We start from the raw sequence: 17,411 nt of genomic DNA on the forward strand, positions 1-17,411 counted from the left end.
CGTACGGTCCCCGCCCGCGAACCTGAGGGCGAACGGAAGGGACACCATTCATGACGCGCATCGCCATCAACGGATTCGGCCGCATCGGACGCAACGTGCTGCGGGCTCTGCTCGAACGCGACACCGGCCTCGAGGTCGTCGCGGTCAACGACCTCACCGAACCCGCGGGGCTGGCCCGGCTGCTGGCCTTCGACTCGACGGCCGGGCGGCTCGGGCGGCCGGTGGAGGTGGACGGCGACACCCTCGTGGTCGACGGCCGCCGCATCAAGGTCCTCGCCGAGCGCGAGCCGGCGCAACTGCCGTGGGCCGAGCTGGACGTCGACATCGTGCTGGAGGCGACCGGCCGCTTCACCTCGGCGAAGGCCGCCCGCGCCCACCTCGACGCGGGCGCGAAGCGGGTGCTGGTGAGCGCCCCCTCGGACGGTGCCGACGTGACGCTGGCGTACGGGGTGAACAGCGACACCTACGACCCGGCGCTGCACACCATCGTGTCGAACGCGTCCTGCACCACCAACGCGCTGGCTCCGCTGGCCGCCGTGCTGGACGAACTGGCGGGCATCGAGCACGGGTTCATGACGACCGTGCACGCCTATACCCAGGAGCAGAACCTCCAGGACGGCCCGCACCGCGACCCCCGCCGGGCGCGCGCGGCCGGGGTGAACATCGTGCCGACGACCACGGGTGCGGCCAAGGCGATCGGCCTGGTCCTGCCGAACCTCGACGGCAAGCTGTCGGGCGACTCGATCCGGGTCCCGGTGCCGGTCGGCTCGATCGTCGAGCTGAACACCACGGTCGCCCGCGACGTCACCCGCGAGGAGGTGCTCGCCGCCTACCGCACGGCCGCCGAGGGCCCGCTCGCCGGTGTCCTGGAGTACTCCGAGGACCCCCTGGTCTCCTCCGACATCGTCGGCAACCCGGCCTCCTCCATCTTCGACTCCGCCCTCACCCGCGTCGACGGCCGCCACATCAAGGTCGTCGCCTGGTACGACAACGAGTGGGGCTTCTCCAACCGCGTGATCGACACGCTGGAGCTACTGGCGCGCTGACCGGAGGAAACTCGCTGGCCCGGACCGGCGGGAAGGTGTGACGGTTCGACGCATGGGCAACTCCAAGGCGTACCCCGTGTTCCGGACCACCGACAGGCCGACGGCGTACGCACAGGCCATGCGCCTGTGCGCGCTGCTGGCGATGCAGGACGACGAGGTCTACCTGACCGCTGATCTGCTGACGGTCGCCGACGTCCGGAGGATGGCCGCTGTCCTGCCCGGCACGAGGATCGGTGTGAAGGTGCGGACGGACCCCTCGGGTGAGTCCGTGTGGGCCGACCTCAACCTGACGACGGCGACCGCCTCCGAACTCCGGCCGCATCTGCCGCTGGACATCGGGGAGTTCTATCCGGTGAAGAGCGCGGATCACCGCTTCCTGACGGCTCTGGGCCAGGGCACCGCCTCCATCCAGTGGTCGGGCTCGTGGCCGGAGGACCCGGACGCGGACCAGCACGGCTCGGCGAAGTACGACGGCGTCCAGGTCGTGTTCCACGGCGACCAGGCGCAGGCGGACCGCTGGACCGAGCACCACACGGTCTTCGTCCACGTCAACAACTGGGGCGACCTGCCCAGAGCACGGAAGCTCGCCGCCCACATAGGCGGCGAGGTCCTGGGCGAGGCTCAGCTCGGTTTCTGAGGGGCGGCCCCCAGGTACCGCAGCGCCGAAGCCGCCGCCCCCGCCCCGCACATGCCGTGTGCGCCCGGTCCCGGTGGGGTGGCGGCCGAGCAGAGGTAGACGCCGGGCAGGCCGGTTGAGTAGGGGTCGAGGGTGGGGCGGGGGCCCAGGATGAGTTGGGGGGCCGTCTTCGCGCCGGTGAGGATGTCGCCGCCCGTGAAGTTGGGGTTGGCGGTGGCGAAGCCGGCCGGGGTGGTGGCGCGCAGGCCCACGATGCGGTCGCGGGTGCCGGGGGCGAACCGTTCGATCCGGCCCAGGATCGCATCCGTGGCGTCGCCGGTGTAGCCGTACGGGACGTGCGCGTACGCCCAGACCGGGTGCACGTTCCCCACCGAGCGGCCGGGGTCGGCGAGGTACTGCTGGCCGACCAGGACGAACGGCCGCTCGGGCATGCGTCCGGTCGTGACGTCCCGCTCGGCCCGCGCGATCTCGTCCACCGTGCCGCCCAGGTGGACGGAACCCGCGTGCCGGGCCTTCTCATGGGTCCAGGGAATCCCGCCCTCGACCGCCAAGTCGAGCTTGAAGGCGCCGGGGCCCCGGCGGAAGCGCCGGTACGCGGACCGGGTCCGGGCGGGCAGCCGGTCGCCGTAGATGGTCGCGGCCTGGCCGGGGTCGAGGTCGAGCAGGGTCACGTCGGCGGCCGGGATCTGCCGGTGGTCGGTGATGCGGACGTCCGTCTCGACCCGTCCCCCGTATGCGCGCAGCACCTTCTCCAGCGCGCGGGCGATGGACTGCGAGCCCCCTTCGGCGACGGCCCATCCGGCGGCGTGCCCGGAGACCAGGATGCCGAGGCCGATGGCCGAGGTGAGCGGGCGGCCCAGCGGGCGGAAGGCGTGGGCGGCGACCCCGGCCCAGAGTGCGCGGGCCTGCGGGGTGCGGAAGAGCCGGGCGAGCGCGGTGGCGGGCAGGGTGGTCGGCAGGCCGAAACGGGCGAGCAGCAACGGGTGGGAGGGGACGCGCAGCAGCGGGCCCATCACCTCTCCGGCGAGCGCGTCCCAGTGCCGTACCGAGGGTTCGATCAGCGCCCGGTAGCGGTCGCCGTCGGGGCCGAGGAGGCGGGCGGTCTCCGCGACGGAGCGCAGCAGTACGCCCGCCGTGCCGTCGTCCAGGGGGTGGACGCAGTCGACCTCGGGCAGGAGCCAGCGCAGTCCGTGCCGTTCCAGCTCCAGTTCACGCAGGGCCGGTGAGTTCACGGCCATGGGGTGGATGGCGGAGCAGTGGTCGTGCAGCAGGCCGGGCAGCAGATCCTCGTAGCTGCGGGTGCCGCCCCCGACCTCGTCGGCCGCCTCCAGCAGCGTGACGTCGAGCCCCGCCTTGGCGAGCAGCGCGGCCGCGGCGAGCCCGTTGGGCCCGCCGCCGACGACTACGGCCGTGGATGTCATGGACCGATTCTGCCTTACCGACGGTCAAGAATTACGCGCTCATTCCACGGTTCCGGCGCGTCCACATAGGCATTTACCACCCTGAAAGCATATCTCTCCACGCACATACGACCCCCATCGGGATACGTAGGCACAGCGCTTTCCCCAAGTCGACGCGACTATGCACTGGAGATACCTTTTATCCAGATTGCGGCCGGATCGAGCGAGAGAAGGACGTAGTGGAACTAGCAATCGCTCAGGAGACCATTGCCCGGTGGCAGTTCGGTGTCACGACCGTCTACCACTTCCTCTTCGTCCCGCTCAGCATCGGCCTGGGAGGCATCGTCGCCGGTCTGGAGACGGCCTGGGTGCGGACAGGGAAGGAGAAGTACTTCCACGCCACCAAGTTCTGGGGAAAGCTGCTGCTGATCAACATCGCGCTGGGTGTGGTCACGGGCATTTTCCAGGAGTTCCAGTTCGGCATGAACTGGTCGAGCTACTCCCGCTTCGTCGGTGACGTCTTCGGCGCCCCGCTGGCGATGGAGGCGCTGGTCGCGTTCTTCTTCGAGTCCGTGTTCATCGGACTCTGGATCTTCGGCTGGAACCGGCTCCCGAAGAAGATCCACCTGGCGACGATCTGGGTCGTCACCATCGGCAGCCTTCTCTCCGCGTACTTCATCCTGGCCGCGAACTCCTTCATGCAGCACCCGGTCGGCTACCGGATCGACCCGGCGAACGGCAAGGCCCGGCTCACCAACATCTGGCGGGTCCTCTTCCAGGACACCACCCTGGTGCAGGTCTTCCACACCCTGACGGCGGCGTTCATCACGGGCGCCGCCTTCGTCATGGGCATCTCCGCCTACCACCTGTGGCGGGCCAAGCGCGGCAAGGACACCAACCGCAAGCGGATCGCGGCCATGCGCAGCTCGCTCAAGCTGGCCCTGATCGTCTGCACCGTCGCCGGCATCCTCACCGCGCTCAGCGGCGACCGCCTGGCGAAGGTGATGTTCCAGCAGCAGCCGATGAAGATGGCGGCGGCCGAGGCCCTGTGGGACACCCAGGGACCGGCGCCCTTCTCGATCTTCTCGGTGGGCAACGTCGGCAAGGGGCGCAACGACGTCGCGCTGGAGGTCCCCGGTGCGCTGTCCTTCCTCGCCAAGAGCAACTTCCACTCCCCCGTCCCCGGCATCAACGACCGCGCCGACGAGCAGGTACGGCAGTTCGGCGGCACCCGCGCCGACTACATCCCCAACATCTTCATGACGTACTGGGGATTCCGCCTGATGATCTTCTTCGGCATGACCAGCTTCACCATCGGTCTGCTCGGGCTCTATCTCACCCGCAAGAAATTCTGGGTCAGACCCAGGTTCCGCACGGGTGAGGACGAGCCGCCGAACCTGATGATGACGGACAAGATCCGGATGAACGACTTCTTCACCAAGTGGAGCTGGCGGATCGTCGCGCTGACCCTCGGCTTCCCGCTGCTCGCCAACAGCTTCGGCTGGATCTTCACCGAGATGGGCCGTCAGCCGTGGGTGGTGTTCCACCTGATGAAGACCGCGAACGCCGTCTCGCCCAACGTCAGCGTGGGTACCCAGGTCGGCTCGCTGGTCGCGCTCACCGTGGTCTACGCGATCCTCGCGGTGGTCGAGGGCGGCCTGATGGTCAAGTACTCCAGACCGGGGCCCGATGTCGACGAGCGGCCCCCCACCAAGGACCCGACCCTGCGCATGTCCCCGGACGACCAGGACAAGCCGCTCTCCATCGCGTACTGAGGACGGATCGCCATGCATCTCTACGATCTCTGGTTCATCCTGATCGCCCTCCTGTGGGTCGGCTACTTCTTCCTGGAGGGGTTCGACTTCGGGGTCGGCGTCCTCACCCAGACGATGGCCCGCAACAGCACCGAGCGGCGCGTCCTCATCAACACCATCGCCCCGGTCTGGGACGGCAACGAGGTCTGGGTGATCGCCGCCGCCGGCGCCACCTTCGCGGCCTTCCCCGACTGGTACGCCACCCTGTTCAGCGGTTTCTACATCCCGCTGCTGATCATCGTGCTCTGTCTGATCGGACGCGGGGTGTCCTTCGAGTACCGGGCCAAGCGCGACAGCATGCGCTGGCAGCACAGTTGGGAGCAGATCACCTTCTGGACCTCGGTGATCATCCCGTTCCTGTGGGGCGTCATCTTCGCCAACATGGTCCGGGGCATCGCCATCGACCGCCAGAAGTCCTATGTGGGCTCCCCCGGCGACCTGTTCAACGGGTACGCGATCCTCGGCGGCTTCGCCACGCTGGTGCTGTTCACCTGCCACGGCGCGATCTTCGCGGCGCTGAAGACGGACGGCGAGATCCGCGAGCGGGCCCGCAAACTGGTGCCGGTGCTGGGCCTGGCGTCCCTCCTGCTGCTGCTGGCGTTCCTGCTGTGGACGCAGGCGAACTCGGGCAACGGCCAGAGCCTCGGCGTGATGATCGTGGCGTTCGTGGCGCTGCCCATCGCCCTGTTCTTCAACCAACTGGGCCGCGAGGGCTGGGCGTTCGTCTTCTCCGCGCTCACCGTGGTCGCGTCGTTCGCCATGCTGTTCCTGACCCTGTTCCCGGACGTCATGCCGTCGACGCTGAACCCGGCCTGGTCGCTGACGGTCTCCAACGCCTCGTCCGCGTCGTACACGCTGACGGTGATGACGATCGTCGCGGCGATCTTCGCCCCGCTGATCATCATCTACCAGAGCTGGACGTACTGGGTGTTCAGCAAGCGCATCGCGGTGCACCACATCCCGGCCGGCCACTGAGCCGTACCGACAAAGGCGGGCCCCCTCCGAATCCGGAGGGGGCCCGCCCGTGTGCCGTGGCCCGGTCAGGTCGCCGCGGTGATGTGCACCTTGACGTGCTTCATGAGCGGCTGGTCGCTCTGGGTGCTGTAGTCGCACAGGGCGATCAGCACGTTCATCTCGGGCATGTACCCGGCCGCGCAGCCGCGCGGCATGTCGTACGGGATGGCGAGATAGCCGTCGAGATAGCGGTGGCTGCCGTCCTTCGCCGTGGCGACGATGTTCACCGGATCGAACTCCGAGATCCCGCGCTCGCGCATGTCGTCCTCGTTCATGAAGACGAGTTCGCGCAGGTTCTTGATGCCGCGGTAGCGGTCGTTGTCGGAGTAGATCGTGGTGTTCCACTGGTCGTGCGAGCGCATCGTGCCGAGTGCCAGCATGCCCGGCGCGGGCACCACGTCGGCCAGCTTGGCGCTGGAGAACTCCGCCTTGCCGGAGGGGGTGAAGAAGATCAGCTCACGGGCGGGCTGCTTGATCCGGAAGCCCAGCGGCAGCCGCACCCGGCGGTTGAAGTCCTCGAAACCGTCCAGGACTTCGGACATGGTGTCCCGGATGCGGTCGTAGTCCTCGATGTACCACTCCCACGGCGTGGGGCTCGCGGGCAGCGCCGCGCGCGCCATGCCGGAGATGATCGCGGGCTCGGAGAGCAGGTGCTTGGAGGCGGGCCGCTTCATGCCGACCGACAGATGCACCATCGACATCGAGTCCTCGACGGAGGTGCTCTGCACGCCGCCCCGCTGGTGGTCCTTGTCCGTGCGGGCGAGGCAGGGCAGGATCAGCGCCTCCTTGCCGTGGACGACATGGCTGCGGTTGAGCTTGGTGCTGACCTGGACGGTGAGGTCGCAGTTGCGCAGCGCCTCGTAGCTGAACGGCGAGTCGGGCACCGCCAGGGCGAAGTTGCCGCCCATGCCGATGAACACCTTGACGTCGCCCCGGTTCATCGCCTGGAGCGTGCCGATGGTGTCGAGGCCGTGGTCGCGCGGCGGGTTGATCTTGCAGACCTCGGCCAGCCGGTCCAGGAACTCCGGCTCGGGGCGGTGGTCGATGCCGCAGGTGCGGTTGCCCTGCACATTGCTGTGCCCCCGCACCGGCGAGGGACCTGCGCCCTCACGGCCCAGGTTGCCGCGCAGGAGCAGCAGGTTGACGATCTCACGGACGGTGTCCACGCCGTGCTCGTGCTGGGTGACGCCCAGGCACCAACTGATGATGGAGCGGTCGGCGTCGGTGTAGATCCGGGCCGCCTTGAGGATGTCCGCGCGGCTGAGCCCGGACTGACGCTCCAGCTCCTCCCAGGGCGTGGCCTCACACAGCGCCCGGTACTCATCGAAGCCGACGGTGTGCCGGTTGATGAACTGGCTGTCGATGGCCTTGGGGTCGGTCTTGGCCTGCTCCAGCACCGCCTTGGCCATACCGCGCAGCAGCGCCATGTCGCCGCCGACCCGCACCTGGAGGTCCAGGGTGCTGGTCCGGGTGGCGTGGAAGGTGGCCATGTCCAGGAAGTCGTGCGGGATGATCGCCTTGGTGGCGCCGGCCTCGATGAACGGGTTGATGTGCACGACCTGCGCGCCCCGGTCGAACGCCTCGGTCAGCGAGGTGAGCATGCGGGGCGCGTTGGAGGCGACGTTGACGCCGAGGATGAACAGGGCGTCGGTGGCCTCCCAGTCCTTGAGGTCGACGGTGCCCTTGCCGGTGCCGAGGGCCGCCGCCAGCGCGCGTCCGCTGGCCTCGTGGCACATGTTGGAGCAGTCGGGCAGGTTGTTGGTGCCCAGCTCGCGCGCCATGAGCTGGTACAGGAAGGTCGCCTCGTTACCGAGCCGGCCCGAGGTGTAGTAGGACGCCTGGTTGGGGTTCTCCAGGTTGCGCAGGTGGCGTCCGATGAGTTCGAAGGCGTCGTGCCAGGAGATCGGCACATAGTGGTCGGTGGCCGCGTCGTAGACCATGGGCTCGGTGAGCCGGCCCTGGTCCTCCAGCTTGAAGTCGCTCCACTCGTGCATTTCGCTCACCGTGTGGCGCGCGAACATCTCGCGGTTGGCCCGCTTGTGCGTCAGTTCCCATGTGACGTGCTTGATTCCGTTCTCACAGATGTCAAGCTTCAGACCCTTGGTGTCATCCGGCCAGGCACATCCGGGACAGTCGAAACCACCGTTCTCGTGGTTCATCTTCATGATGGCCCGCGGGCCCTCGATCAGCGTTCCCTCGTCCAGCAGGAATTTGGTCACGCTCTTGGCGGCGCCCCATCCCGCGGCGGGGTGATGGTAAGGGTGGAAGTACGGCTCCCCCTTGGGGATCGGGCCCACGCGGGGCTCGAGGTCCGACTCCGCCTCCATCATCCGTGACTGTTCTTCGTCCAAGGTGCTCAAGGCTCTCACCCTTCCGCTATATGGAGCTTTAGGCCAGAGTATGTCGGGGTATCAGCACCCGCCACGCGACGCGCAACCTTGAAAACAAAGGGCGAACGCGGTTTTCGACCAGGTATCGGGAATTCTTTCATCAGGCTTCCGGAAAAGATTTCCCGATAACAATGAACGGCACGGAATCCGGTCGTGGTGACCGAGTTCCGTGCCGCATTCTCCAGGCGGTAATAAGGATCAAGCCCGCAGGTGCGACCCCGTCAGGGAGCCGGAGTCGCCGGCGCCGCCTCCTCGCGCCGCTGGGCCGAGAGCACCTGCTCCCGCCGGGCGACGACGACGGCAGTGCCGGCGGCGCTCAGCGCGAAGGAGAGCAGGACCAGCCGGGGCCGGTCGAGCCGGTAGCCGATGAGCCGGTCCAGGGAGTAACGGCCGGGCCCGGTCAGGCCGATGCAGGTGGCGATGTAACCGAGGTAGGCCGGGTACTCGTAGCCGCCCGCCGTGGCGAAGAACCCGTTGGGACGGTGCACGGAGACGGCGCCGCCCATGCCCCCGGCCACGGCGGCACCGGCGGCGGGCGTGGCGAGACCGAGCGCGAGCAGGACTCCGCCGCCCAGCTCGGCCGAGCCGGACGCGATGGCGCTCGCCTTGCCGGGGCGGAAGCCCATGGACTCCATGAACTTGCCCGTGCCCTCGATCCCTCCCCCGCCGAACCAGCCGAGCAGCTTCTGCGCGCCATGGGCGGCCAGTACGCCGCCGGTGCCCAGTCGTACGGCCAGCAGTCCGAGATCCTTGCGTCGGCCCATGGGGAGGTCCTTCCGTCTGCGGAGCGGTCCCAACTGGGCAACACGCTAGCGACCGACGGGGCGGTACGCCCCCCGAAAGACGGAAGGCCGGCGCTTCACCAGGAGGGCGCCGCGGCCGCCGCGGTGTCGCCCTGGACGTGGGCGCAGCGTTCGCGGGCGGTCAGCGGCCAGGGCACGAAGGTCTCCTCCGCCGTCTCCAGGCAGATGCCGTTCTCGTGCGCGACGACCCCGGTGACCGGTTCGCCCAGCAGCCGGGCGAGTACATAGGCGGCGGCGAGGCTGGTGACGTCCCGGACGGTGCCCATCGGCAGCAGCGACCGGGTCTCGGCGATGGCCTCGTGCTCCCCCGCCCGGACGACGATCCGGGTGGCGGGCGAGATGCCGTGGGCGGCGATGGCGACGGCGATGTTGTCCAGGTCGTCGGAGCCGACGGCGGCGAGGGCGCGGGCGTGGCGCAGGCGGAGCCGTTCCAGGACGGCGCGGTCGCCGCCGTGGCCGGTCATGACGGGGATGCCGAGGGAGCGGGCGAGCCGTGCGGTGGTGACGTGCGGGTCGCGTTCCACGCCGACGACGGGGATGCCGAGCGCCTGGAGTTCGGTGCACAGCCGCATGCCGACCTGGCCCATGCCGACGACGATGACATGGCCGGAGCGGGGCAGGGTGCGGGGTCCGATGAGGCCGATCAGCTTGGGGCCGAGCATCCGCTCGATGACACCGGCGGTGAACAGGGCGCTGAACACGAGGGTGGCGAGCATGGCGAGGCCGGAGGCGATCTGGTAGCCGGTCTCGTCCTCCCCGGCGGTGGCCGGGCCGACCCCCGCGACGACCCGGGCGGCATGGAAGAACGCCTCGGCCGGCGGGTGGCCGTGGGCGAACATCCAGGACCAGTCGGCGAGCAGCACGGTGAGGATGCCGCAGAGGCCGAACAGCAGCAGCCGGGCGCCCGCGTCGTGCGGCCGCAGTTGCGCGGCCAGCTTCTCCAGCCGGCGCCAGGGCCCGCGCCGGTCCGGCAGCCACTGCTCCCCGCAGGGCAGTTCACCCCGGATGCGCACGGCCCGTACGCCGTCGCCGCACCGGCGCAGGGCGAGGTTGCCGGCGTCGGTGCAGGGGCCGGCGAGGGCGGGGGCGGCCAGTTCGGCGGGCGAGGTCGCGTCGCACTGGGGCAGCAGCCGTTCCAGCTCGTCGGAGACGGTGCGGTCGAAGACGGTGGCGACGATGGGCGCGTCCGGCGCGAGGTGGGCGACGGCGAGGGCGTACCGCAGGGCGGCCACGTCGTCGTGCAGGAGGATGGCGACGCCCTCGGGGCTCTCGCGCAGGGCGGCGCGCAGTTCGGCGTCGCCGGGCGCGGTGAGGTGGGCGACCGCGCGGCCCCGGTCCTGGAGCGTGGCGCAGACGCGGCGGGCCAGGTTGGTGCCGCCGATGACGACGTAGGGGCGGTGCTCTGGGTTCACGGCGGCGGCGGTCCCTTCGGGGGGAGGGAACGGGTGCGCTGGAGGGGACACGTTACGAGGTCCGGCCGCTGCGGTCACCCGGAGCAGATGGCCGGTGTCGTGGCGGGACGTTTCGCCGTCCGCGATCTATCGTCGGCTTGCGTCCGCAGGCGGTGCGGTCCGGCGGCCGAACGTGCTGGTACGGGCCCCTCGCCGCAGCCCGTTCGGCGGTTGCCGCCGACTGCACCTCTTGGAGTGGAATGGCTTCCGGGATGCCCCCGCCCGCGTCCGGACCCTCGGTGAGCGCGGGGCGGTTGCTGGGGCGGTGGAAGCTGTGGCTGATGCCCGCCGTGCTCAGCTCGCTGGTCGCACTGGTGCTGTCGCTGCTGTACATGGGCGGCATCCTCACCCCGGAGAGCAGCCTGCACCGGATGCCGGTGGCGCTGGTGAACCAGGACGAGGGCAAGCCGCTGCCGGGGCAGCAGGCCAACGTCGGCACGCAGGCCGCCCGTTCCATCCTCTCCGCCGGCTCCTCCGACGACCGGGTCCGCTGGCGCCCGATGTCCCGGGCCAAGGCGCAGGACGAGCTGGCGTCGGGCCGGGTGTACGGCGCCCTGGTGATCCCGAAGGACTTCACGGCGACCGTGGGGGCGCTGGCCACCTCGGATGCCAAGTCCCGCCCGGCGCTGACCGTGCTGACCAACCCCGGTGTCGGCAGCTTGGCCTCCTCGCTGGCGGGGCGGATCACGCAGAGCGCGGCGCATCAGGTGTCGGTCTCGGTCGGCAAGCAGTTGTCGGCGTCTGCGCAGGTGAAGCAGGCGAGCGCGGCCACCCGCGTGCTGATCGCCGACCCGGTGGAGGTGCGGACCCAGGTGGGCCATCCCATCGGCGCCCACAGCGGGCTGGGGCTGAGCGCCTTCTACTACGCGCTGCTGCTGGTGCTGGCCGGGTTCATCGGCGGCAACATCATCCACAACGGCGTCGACAGCGGACTCGGCTACGCCGACACAGAGATCGGCCCCTGGCACTCGCGGCGCCCGACGGTGCACATCAACCGGACCCAGACGCTGGTGCTGAAGATGGCGATGACGGCGGGTCTCGCGCTGCTCACCACCTCGCTGATCATGCTGGCGACGATCGGCGTGCTGGGCATGGACGCCCCGCACGCCGGTCTGCTGTGGGTGTTCTCGTACTGCGCCGTGCTGACGGTCGGGCTCGGGGTGCAGGCGATCAACGCGGCCTTCGGCAGCCTGGGCCAGCTCGTGTCGATGTTCGTCTTCATCGCGTTCGCGCTGCCGTCCTCGGGTGCCACCGTGCCGCTGGAGGCGGTGCCGGGCTTCTACCGGTTCCTCGGCGCCTTCGAGCCGATGCGCCAACTGGCGGCCGGGGTACGGGCGATCCTCTACTTCGACGCCCGCGCCGACGCGGGACTCGGGCGCGGCTGGGTGATGATCGCGATCGGCTTCGTGGTGGCCCTGGCGTTCGGCTTCGCGGCGACCCGCTACTACGACCGCCGGGGCCTGCACCGGATGGTGCCCCAGCCGGGCTGACCGGGCCCGCTACTCCGTAAGGCCGGGCGGGCTCGTCCGCGGGGGCGTCGGGTCGAGATAGACGCGCTTGACCGCCGGGATCAGGGTGCGCAGCCGGGTCTCCGCCTCCTCGCAGGCCCACTCGATCTGGGCGGAGGTGGAGACGTCGCGGAAGTCGACCTTGGCGGCGATCAGGATCTCCCCCGGCCCCTGCACCAGCGTGGTCAGCTCCAGCACGTCCTGGACGGCGTCCACGGAGAGCAGTTCCCGGCGTACGGCCTCCCGCATCGGCCTGGGCAGGGCGCGGCCGACGAGGAGTTCGGTGTTGGCGCGGCCGAGGATGTAGGCCACGACGATCAGCAGCACACCGATGAGGATGGACGCGATGCCGTCGAAGATCCCGGAGCCGGTGAGCTGTCCGCCGAGCAGGCCGAGGGCGGCGAGCACCAGGCCGATGAGCGCGGCGGAGTCCTCCATGACGACGGCCTTCACGGCGGTGTCGGGGGTGTGCTGGAGGTAGCGCAGGATCGGCACCCGGAAGTGCTCGGCCCGTCCGGTGGCCTGCCGCCAGCCGGTGCGCAGCGACAGCCCCTCCAGCACGAAGGCGACGGCGAGCACGATGTAGGAGATCAGCGGGTTGCCGGGCTTCTCGTCGTGGGTGAGGGCGTGGATGCCGTCGTACACGGCGAAGACGCCGCCGCCGACGAAGGTGGCGACGGAGGCGAGCAGCGCCCAGATGTACCGCTCGGGGCCGTAGCCGAGGGGGTGGTCCTCGTCGGCGGGCTTCTTGCTGCGCTTGAGGGCGACGAAGAGCAGGGCCTCGGTCATGGTGTCGGCGACCGAGTGCCCGGCTTCGGCGAGCATGGCGCTGGAGCCGCTGAGCACACCGGCGACGGCCTTGGCGAGCGCGACACCGAAGTTGGCGGCGGCCGCCACGAGGACGGTGAAGGTCGAGCCGCCCGCGCCGGGGCCGGCCGCGGAGCCCACGCGGTGGTCCAGGTAGGGGCCCTTGCCCGCGTTCGTCCCTCGTTCCATTCCGGGCTCACCCTGTTCGCTCATAGCCGGACAGTAACCCTCTTCCCTTCGTGCGCGGTTCAGTCTCGGCCGCCCGGCGGGCACCGGCGAGCGCTGCCGTCCGTACGGGGGATTCGGGTGCCGGGCGGGTGAGGGAGCCGTTTCCGCCGGGGCCTCGCGCGGAACACCTTGCCCGCGCCGCGCTGTGCCGGCCGCCGGCCATGACCGGCGAGCAGAACCGACGACGACAGGACGTGCAGATGCAGGGCTTCTCCCGTGAACCGGGCACGCACGCACCGGTCGACCAGGTGCTCCCGGAAGGGCTGCGGAAGATCTACCGCTGGGCCGCGCTGATCGCCGTCGGCGGCTTCCTCTTCGGCTACGACACCGGGGTGGTCTCGGGCGCCCTGCTGTTCATCACCCGCGACTTCCACCTCTCCGCAGCCGAGCAGGGCACCATCGTCTCCGTCCTGCTGGTCGGCGCCATGGCGGGCGCGCTGCTCGCGGGCCGGCTCGCGGACGCCATCGGGCGCCGGAAGGCGGTGGCGCTGGAGGGCGCCGTCTTCATCGTCGGCACCGCCATCGCCGCGACCGCGCCGACGTACTGGCAACTGCTGGTCGGCCGGGTCGTGCTCGGGCTCGCGGTGGGCGCGGCCTCGGCGACCGTGCCGGTGTACCTCTCGGAGATCTCCCCGACCGCGATCCGGGGCCGGGTGCTGAGCGCCAACCAGCTCATGATCACGGTGGGCATCCTGGTGTCGTACCTGATCGACCTGGCCTTCTCCGGCAGCGGCGACTGGCGGCTGATGTTCGCGCTCGGCGCGGTCCCGGCGTCGGTGCTGACGCTGTGCGCCCTGCTGGTGCTGCCGGAGTCGCTGCCCTGGCTGGTGCGCAAGGGCCGCTGGACCGAGGCCCGCGAGGTGCTGACGCTGGTGCTGCCGAAGGACGACGCGGAACGGGTGCTGACCGGGCTGCGCCACCGGGACGGCAGCCACGCGCCCCGCCCCGGCTGGCGTACGCTGCTCGGCCCGAAGGTGCGCCCGGCGCTGATCGTGGGCGTCACGATGGCCGTCATCCAGCAGTTCGGCGGCATCAACACGATCATCTACTACGCCCCGACGATCATCGAGAAGACCGGGCTCAGCGCCTCCAACTCGATCTTCTACTCGGTGTTCATCGGCGTGATCAACCTGGTGATGACCATTGTGGCGACCAAGCTGATCGACCGGGCGGGACGGCGCACCCTGCTGCTGATCTCGCTGGCCGGGATGGCGCTGCTGGTCGCGCTGCTGGGCCTGAGCTTCATCGCGGGCTGGAACTCCGAGCTGTCCCTGCTCTGCATGATCCTCTACATCGCCGCGTACGCGGGCGGCCTCGGGCCCATCTTCTGGGTGCTGGTCGGCGAGCTGTTCCCGCCGGCGGTACGGGCGCTGGGGTCGAGCACGGCGACGACCACCAACTGGATCTCCAACTTCGCGGTCAGCCAGGCGTTCCTGCCGCTGGCGGCCGCGATCGGGCAGGGCGAGACGTTCCTGGTGTTCGCCGCGATCTGCTTCTGCGGGCTGCTGTTCGTGGCCCGGTTCGTGCCCGAGACGAAGGACCGTTCCTTCGAGGAGGTCGACGCGGCCCTCCAGGCCCGGTTCGGGCGCTCCGGGCCGGCCGGGGAGGACACCGCCCGCCGGGCCGGGGACCGCAGCCGGATCTGAGGAGCCGGGAAACGGGCCGGGCCCGGCCGCCCCGTGGTGGGGTGACCGGGCCCGGTACGGCCGTCGTTCAGGACTGGGGCCGCTTGCCGTGGTTGGCGCCGTTCTTGCGGCGGGCCTTCTTCTTCCGGCGTCGCTTCGAGGACATGCGGGCCTCCTTCTGGCGTGGTCGGACACGTTCGGTGCGGGGACGGATGATCGCCTGCCCCGCGGTCCGGACACCATACATGCGGGTATGCCCCGCGAGCACAGTCGCCGGGCGCACGCTCCGAGTCGCGCGCCGGGTCCGGGGCACGGACGATACGAGAGACCGAGAAAGGGGGCGCCGTCGCGCGCGCCCGCCGCCGGGGTGAGGAGCATCCGCCGATGGCCGGAACCTGGGAAGCCGACGCTCTGGTGATCTTCGGGGTGACCGGGGATCTCGCGCGGAAGATGACGTTCCCCGCGCTGTACAAGCTGGAGGGCCGGGGGCTGCTCGACTGCCCGGTGATCGGTGTCGGCCGGCGCGAGATGAGCCACGAGGAGCTGGCCGGCCTGGTCCGGGGGGCGGTGGAGGAGGCGGAGGGGTCGGTCGACCGGGCGGTGTTCGAGCGACTCGCGGGCCGGATGGCCTATGTGGCCGGAGACCTCAACGCGTCCGAGACCTATGGGCGGCTCGCCCAGGAGCTGGGGCGGCGCAGGCGTCCGCTGTTCTATCTGGAGACGCCGCCCGCGCTGTTCGCGCCGATCGTGGACCAGCTCGCCTCGGCCCGGCTGCTGGGGCAGGCACGGGTGGCGCTGGAGAAGCCGTTCGGGCACGACCTGGCCTCGGCCCGCGCGCTGGACCGCAAGCTGACGGCGGTGCTGGACGAGAACCAGATCCTGCGGGTCGACCACTTCCTGGGCAAGGAACCCGTCATCGAGCTGGAGTACCTGCGGTTCGCCAACTCCGCGCTGGCCGAGCTGTGGCACCGGGACAGCGTGGTGGCCATCCAGATCACGATGGCCGAGGAGTTCGGCGTCGAGGACCGCGGCGCCTTCTACGACGGCGTCGGCGCGCTGCGCGATGTGATCCAGAATCACCTGCTGCTGGTGCTGGCCCTGGTGACGATGGACCCGCCGGTCGGGCCGAGCGCGACCGACCTGTGGGACAAGCGCATCGAGGTGCTGCGCGCGATGCCGGAGGCGGATGTGCACGCGTACGTGCGCGGCCAGTACATCGGCTACCAGCAACTGCCGGGCGTGGCACCGGACTCGACCGTGGAGACGTACGCGGCGCTCCGGCTGGAGATCAACAACTCGCGCTGGGACGGCGTGCCCGTCTTCATCCGCGCGGGCAAGCGGCTCCCGGTACGGGTGACCGAGGTACGGCTGATCCTGCGCGAGCCTCCCCGGCTCGGCTTCCTCCCCGACCCCTGCCAGGTCGCCGCCAACCAGATCGTGCTGCGCATCGACCCCGAGGCGGGTATGCGCCTCCAACTCTCCGCCCTGGACGAGGAGTCGGCGTGGCGGCTGGTCCCCCTGGACACCATCTTCGCCCGCGAACTCGGCAAACCCCTCGCCCCGTACGAGCGTCTCCTCTACGCGGCCCTCACCGGTGACGACAGGTACTTCGCCCCGCAGCGGGCGGTCGAGGAGTGCTGGCGGATCATCCAGCCCCTCCTCACCTATCCCCCGCCGGTCCACCCGTACCCGCCCGGCTCCTGGGGCCCGCCCCAGGCGGACGCCCTGGTGGCGGGCAGCCCGCCGTGGCAGCGGCCCTGGGTGCCGGAGGTTCCCCCGGCGCCGGGCTCGCGCCAGTAGGGTGCTTGTGTCCAGCACTTCCCTCTGTAGCACTGGAGCAGGTATGACCGGTGACCCCGAGCCGATCAGCGCCGAGGCACGCAAGGCGCTCGAGCAGGAACTGTCCGATCTGCATGAGGAGCGGAAGACGGTCGCCGCGACGCTGAAGGACTCCGACGAGGTCGGGGACCGCGCCGACCAGGCCGACGAGATCCAGCGGGCCGATCAGCTCAACCGGCTGGACGAGCGCATCGACCGGGTCGAGGACCGGCTGCGGCAGGCCGGCATCGGGGGCCCGGTGCCCACGGACAAGGTCGGGGTGGGCACGACGGTCACCGTGCGGTTCTCGGACGGCACCACGGACACCCTGCACATCGGCGAGATCGCCGACGCCCGTGACCCGAAGCTGGTCACCTCCGACAGCCCGCTGGGCCGCGCGCTCCTCGGCCACACCCCCGGCGACACCGTCAGGTACGACGCGCCGGACGGCGAGGCCACGGCGGTCGTCGTCTCCCTGGGCGACAAGGGCTGAGGACAGACAGCGACGACAAGAGCCTGGGCGGACCGGACATCGCGTCCGGTCCGCCCAGGCTCTTTGTCGTCGGCTCAGGTCAGCCCTCGTAGTGGGACGGCGGGAAGGGGTCCTCCTCCGCGCGCTGCCGGCGCGTCAGGTCACCCGTCTCCACCTCGCCCCGGTCGACCTGGCGGTCGATCTCGGCGCTCTCCTGCTCGTAGATCCGCTCGGGACTCTCCTGCTTCCGGACCGGCAGGCCGACGTCGCGCCGGTCCTCCTGGGTGCGTTCCTGGAGTTCGGTCTCGTCCGGGCGGCGGGGCATGCCCCGCCCGTGTCCGCGGTCGGGGTCGCCCTCGACCTTCTTGTTGGACTTGTGGTGGTGCGCCATGGGGTTC

At 70.3% G+C, this 17,411-nt stretch carries 15 protein-coding genes; 8 read left to right on the forward strand and 7 right to left on the reverse strand.

Features of this window, described 5'->3' with window-relative positions; all coding sequences use genetic code 11:
- Window positions 1-50: 50 nt before the first annotated feature.
- A complete protein-coding gene (gene gap, locus E5083_RS05915; protein WP_135784533.1) occupies window positions 51-1,046 on the forward strand; it encodes a type I glyceraldehyde-3-phosphate dehydrogenase in 996 nt (331 codons plus the stop codon).
- 52 nt (window positions 1,047-1,098) lie between these two features.
- Window positions 1,099-1,683 (forward strand): hypothetical protein, encoded by a 585-nt coding sequence (locus E5083_RS05920; RefSeq protein WP_135784534.1) that lies wholly within the window; start codon window positions 1,099-1,101, stop codon window positions 1,681-1,683.
- Here E5083_RS05920 and E5083_RS05925 read toward each other — a convergent pair.
- Window positions 1,668-3,104: a phytoene desaturase family protein gene (locus tag E5083_RS05925; protein ID WP_135784535.1), complete on the reverse strand. Its 1,437-nt coding sequence runs from the start codon at window positions 3,102-3,104 to the stop codon at window positions 1,668-1,670. The genes E5083_RS05920 and E5083_RS05925 overlap by 16 nt on opposite strands.
- Window positions 3,105-3,322: 218 nt before the next feature.
- On the opposite strand from E5083_RS05925, the gene E5083_RS05930 reads away from it, so the two are divergent.
- Entirely contained in the window at window positions 3,323-4,858 is a 1,536-nt protein-coding gene (locus tag E5083_RS05930; RefSeq protein WP_135784536.1) for a cytochrome ubiquinol oxidase subunit I, read from the forward strand.
- 12 nt (window positions 4,859-4,870) lie between these two features.
- Entirely contained in the window at window positions 4,871-5,872 is a 1,002-nt protein-coding gene (cydB, locus tag E5083_RS05935; protein WP_135784537.1) for a cytochrome d ubiquinol oxidase subunit II, read from the forward strand.
- Between the two features lie 65 nt (window positions 5,873-5,937).
- On the opposite strand, the gene E5083_RS05940 is transcribed toward cydB, so the two are convergent.
- From E5083_RS05940 to E5083_RS05950, 3 genes are all read right to left on the reverse strand, one after another.
- A complete protein-coding gene (locus E5083_RS05940) occupies window positions 5,938-8,241 on the reverse strand; it encodes an FdhF/YdeP family oxidoreductase (protein WP_135785236.1) in 2,304 nt (767 codons plus the stop codon).
- Between the two features lie 281 nt (window positions 8,242-8,522).
- On the reverse strand, window positions 8,523-9,065 hold the full coding sequence (locus E5083_RS05945; RefSeq protein WP_135784538.1) for a DoxX family protein: 543 nt from the start codon (window positions 9,063-9,065) through the stop codon (window positions 8,523-8,525).
- Window positions 9,066-9,160: 95 nt separating this feature from the next.
- A complete protein-coding gene (locus E5083_RS05950) occupies window positions 9,161-10,516 on the reverse strand; it encodes an NAD-binding protein (protein WP_135784539.1) in 1,356 nt (451 codons plus the stop codon).
- 239 nt (window positions 10,517-10,755) lie between these two features.
- Between E5083_RS05950 and E5083_RS05955 the strand changes: the two genes are divergently transcribed.
- Complete coding sequence (locus tag E5083_RS05955; RefSeq protein ID WP_135784540.1) at window positions 10,756-12,045, forward strand: YhgE/Pip domain-containing protein; 1,290 nt, start codon at window positions 10,756-10,758, stop codon at window positions 12,043-12,045.
- A gap of 9 nt (window positions 12,046-12,054) precedes the next feature.
- Here the strand turns inward: E5083_RS05955 and E5083_RS05960 are convergent, their stop codons facing one another.
- Window positions 12,055-13,083: a cation diffusion facilitator family transporter gene (locus tag E5083_RS05960; protein WP_244317396.1), complete on the reverse strand. Its 1,029-nt coding sequence runs from the start codon at window positions 13,081-13,083 to the stop codon at window positions 12,055-12,057.
- Window positions 13,084-13,298: 215 nt separating this feature from the next.
- Here E5083_RS05960 and E5083_RS05965 point away from each other — a divergent pair, with 215 nt between their 5' ends.
- Window positions 13,299-14,744 (forward strand): sugar porter family MFS transporter, encoded by a 1,446-nt coding sequence (locus tag E5083_RS05965; protein ID WP_135785238.1) that lies wholly within the window; start codon window positions 13,299-13,301, stop codon window positions 14,742-14,744.
- A gap of 67 nt (window positions 14,745-14,811) precedes the next feature.
- Here E5083_RS05965 and E5083_RS32215 read toward each other — a convergent pair whose 3' ends face one another.
- On the reverse strand, window positions 14,812-14,889 hold the full coding sequence (locus E5083_RS32215; RefSeq protein ID WP_370454205.1) for a 50S ribosomal protein bL37: 78 nt from the start codon (window positions 14,887-14,889) through the stop codon (window positions 14,812-14,814).
- A gap of 218 nt (window positions 14,890-15,107) precedes the next feature.
- On the opposite strand from E5083_RS32215, the gene E5083_RS05970 reads away from it, so the two are divergent.
- Together E5083_RS05970 and E5083_RS05975 are read left to right on the forward strand one after the other, a co-directional pair.
- The gene (locus tag E5083_RS05970; protein WP_135784541.1) at window positions 15,108-16,523 is read left to right on the forward strand and encodes a glucose-6-phosphate dehydrogenase; all 1,416 of its coding nucleotides are present in this window, start codon (window positions 15,108-15,110) and stop codon (window positions 16,521-16,523) included.
- Between the two features lie 43 nt (window positions 16,524-16,566).
- Window positions 16,567-17,034, forward strand: a complete 468-nt coding sequence (locus E5083_RS05975; RefSeq protein ID WP_135784542.1) for a GreA/GreB family elongation factor — start codon at window positions 16,567-16,569, stop codon at window positions 17,032-17,034.
- Window positions 17,035-17,113: 79 nt separating this feature from the next.
- Here E5083_RS05975 and E5083_RS05980 read toward each other — a convergent pair whose 3' ends face one another.
- Complete coding sequence (locus tag E5083_RS05980; protein WP_135784543.1) at window positions 17,114-17,404, reverse strand: hypothetical protein; 291 nt, start codon at window positions 17,402-17,404, stop codon at window positions 17,114-17,116.
- Window positions 17,405-17,411 lie beyond the last annotated feature (7 nt).

Source organism: Streptomyces bauhiniae, assembly GCF_004784475.1.
Taxonomy (GTDB): domain Bacteria; phylum Actinomycetota; class Actinomycetes; order Streptomycetales; family Streptomycetaceae; genus Streptomyces; species Streptomyces seoulensis.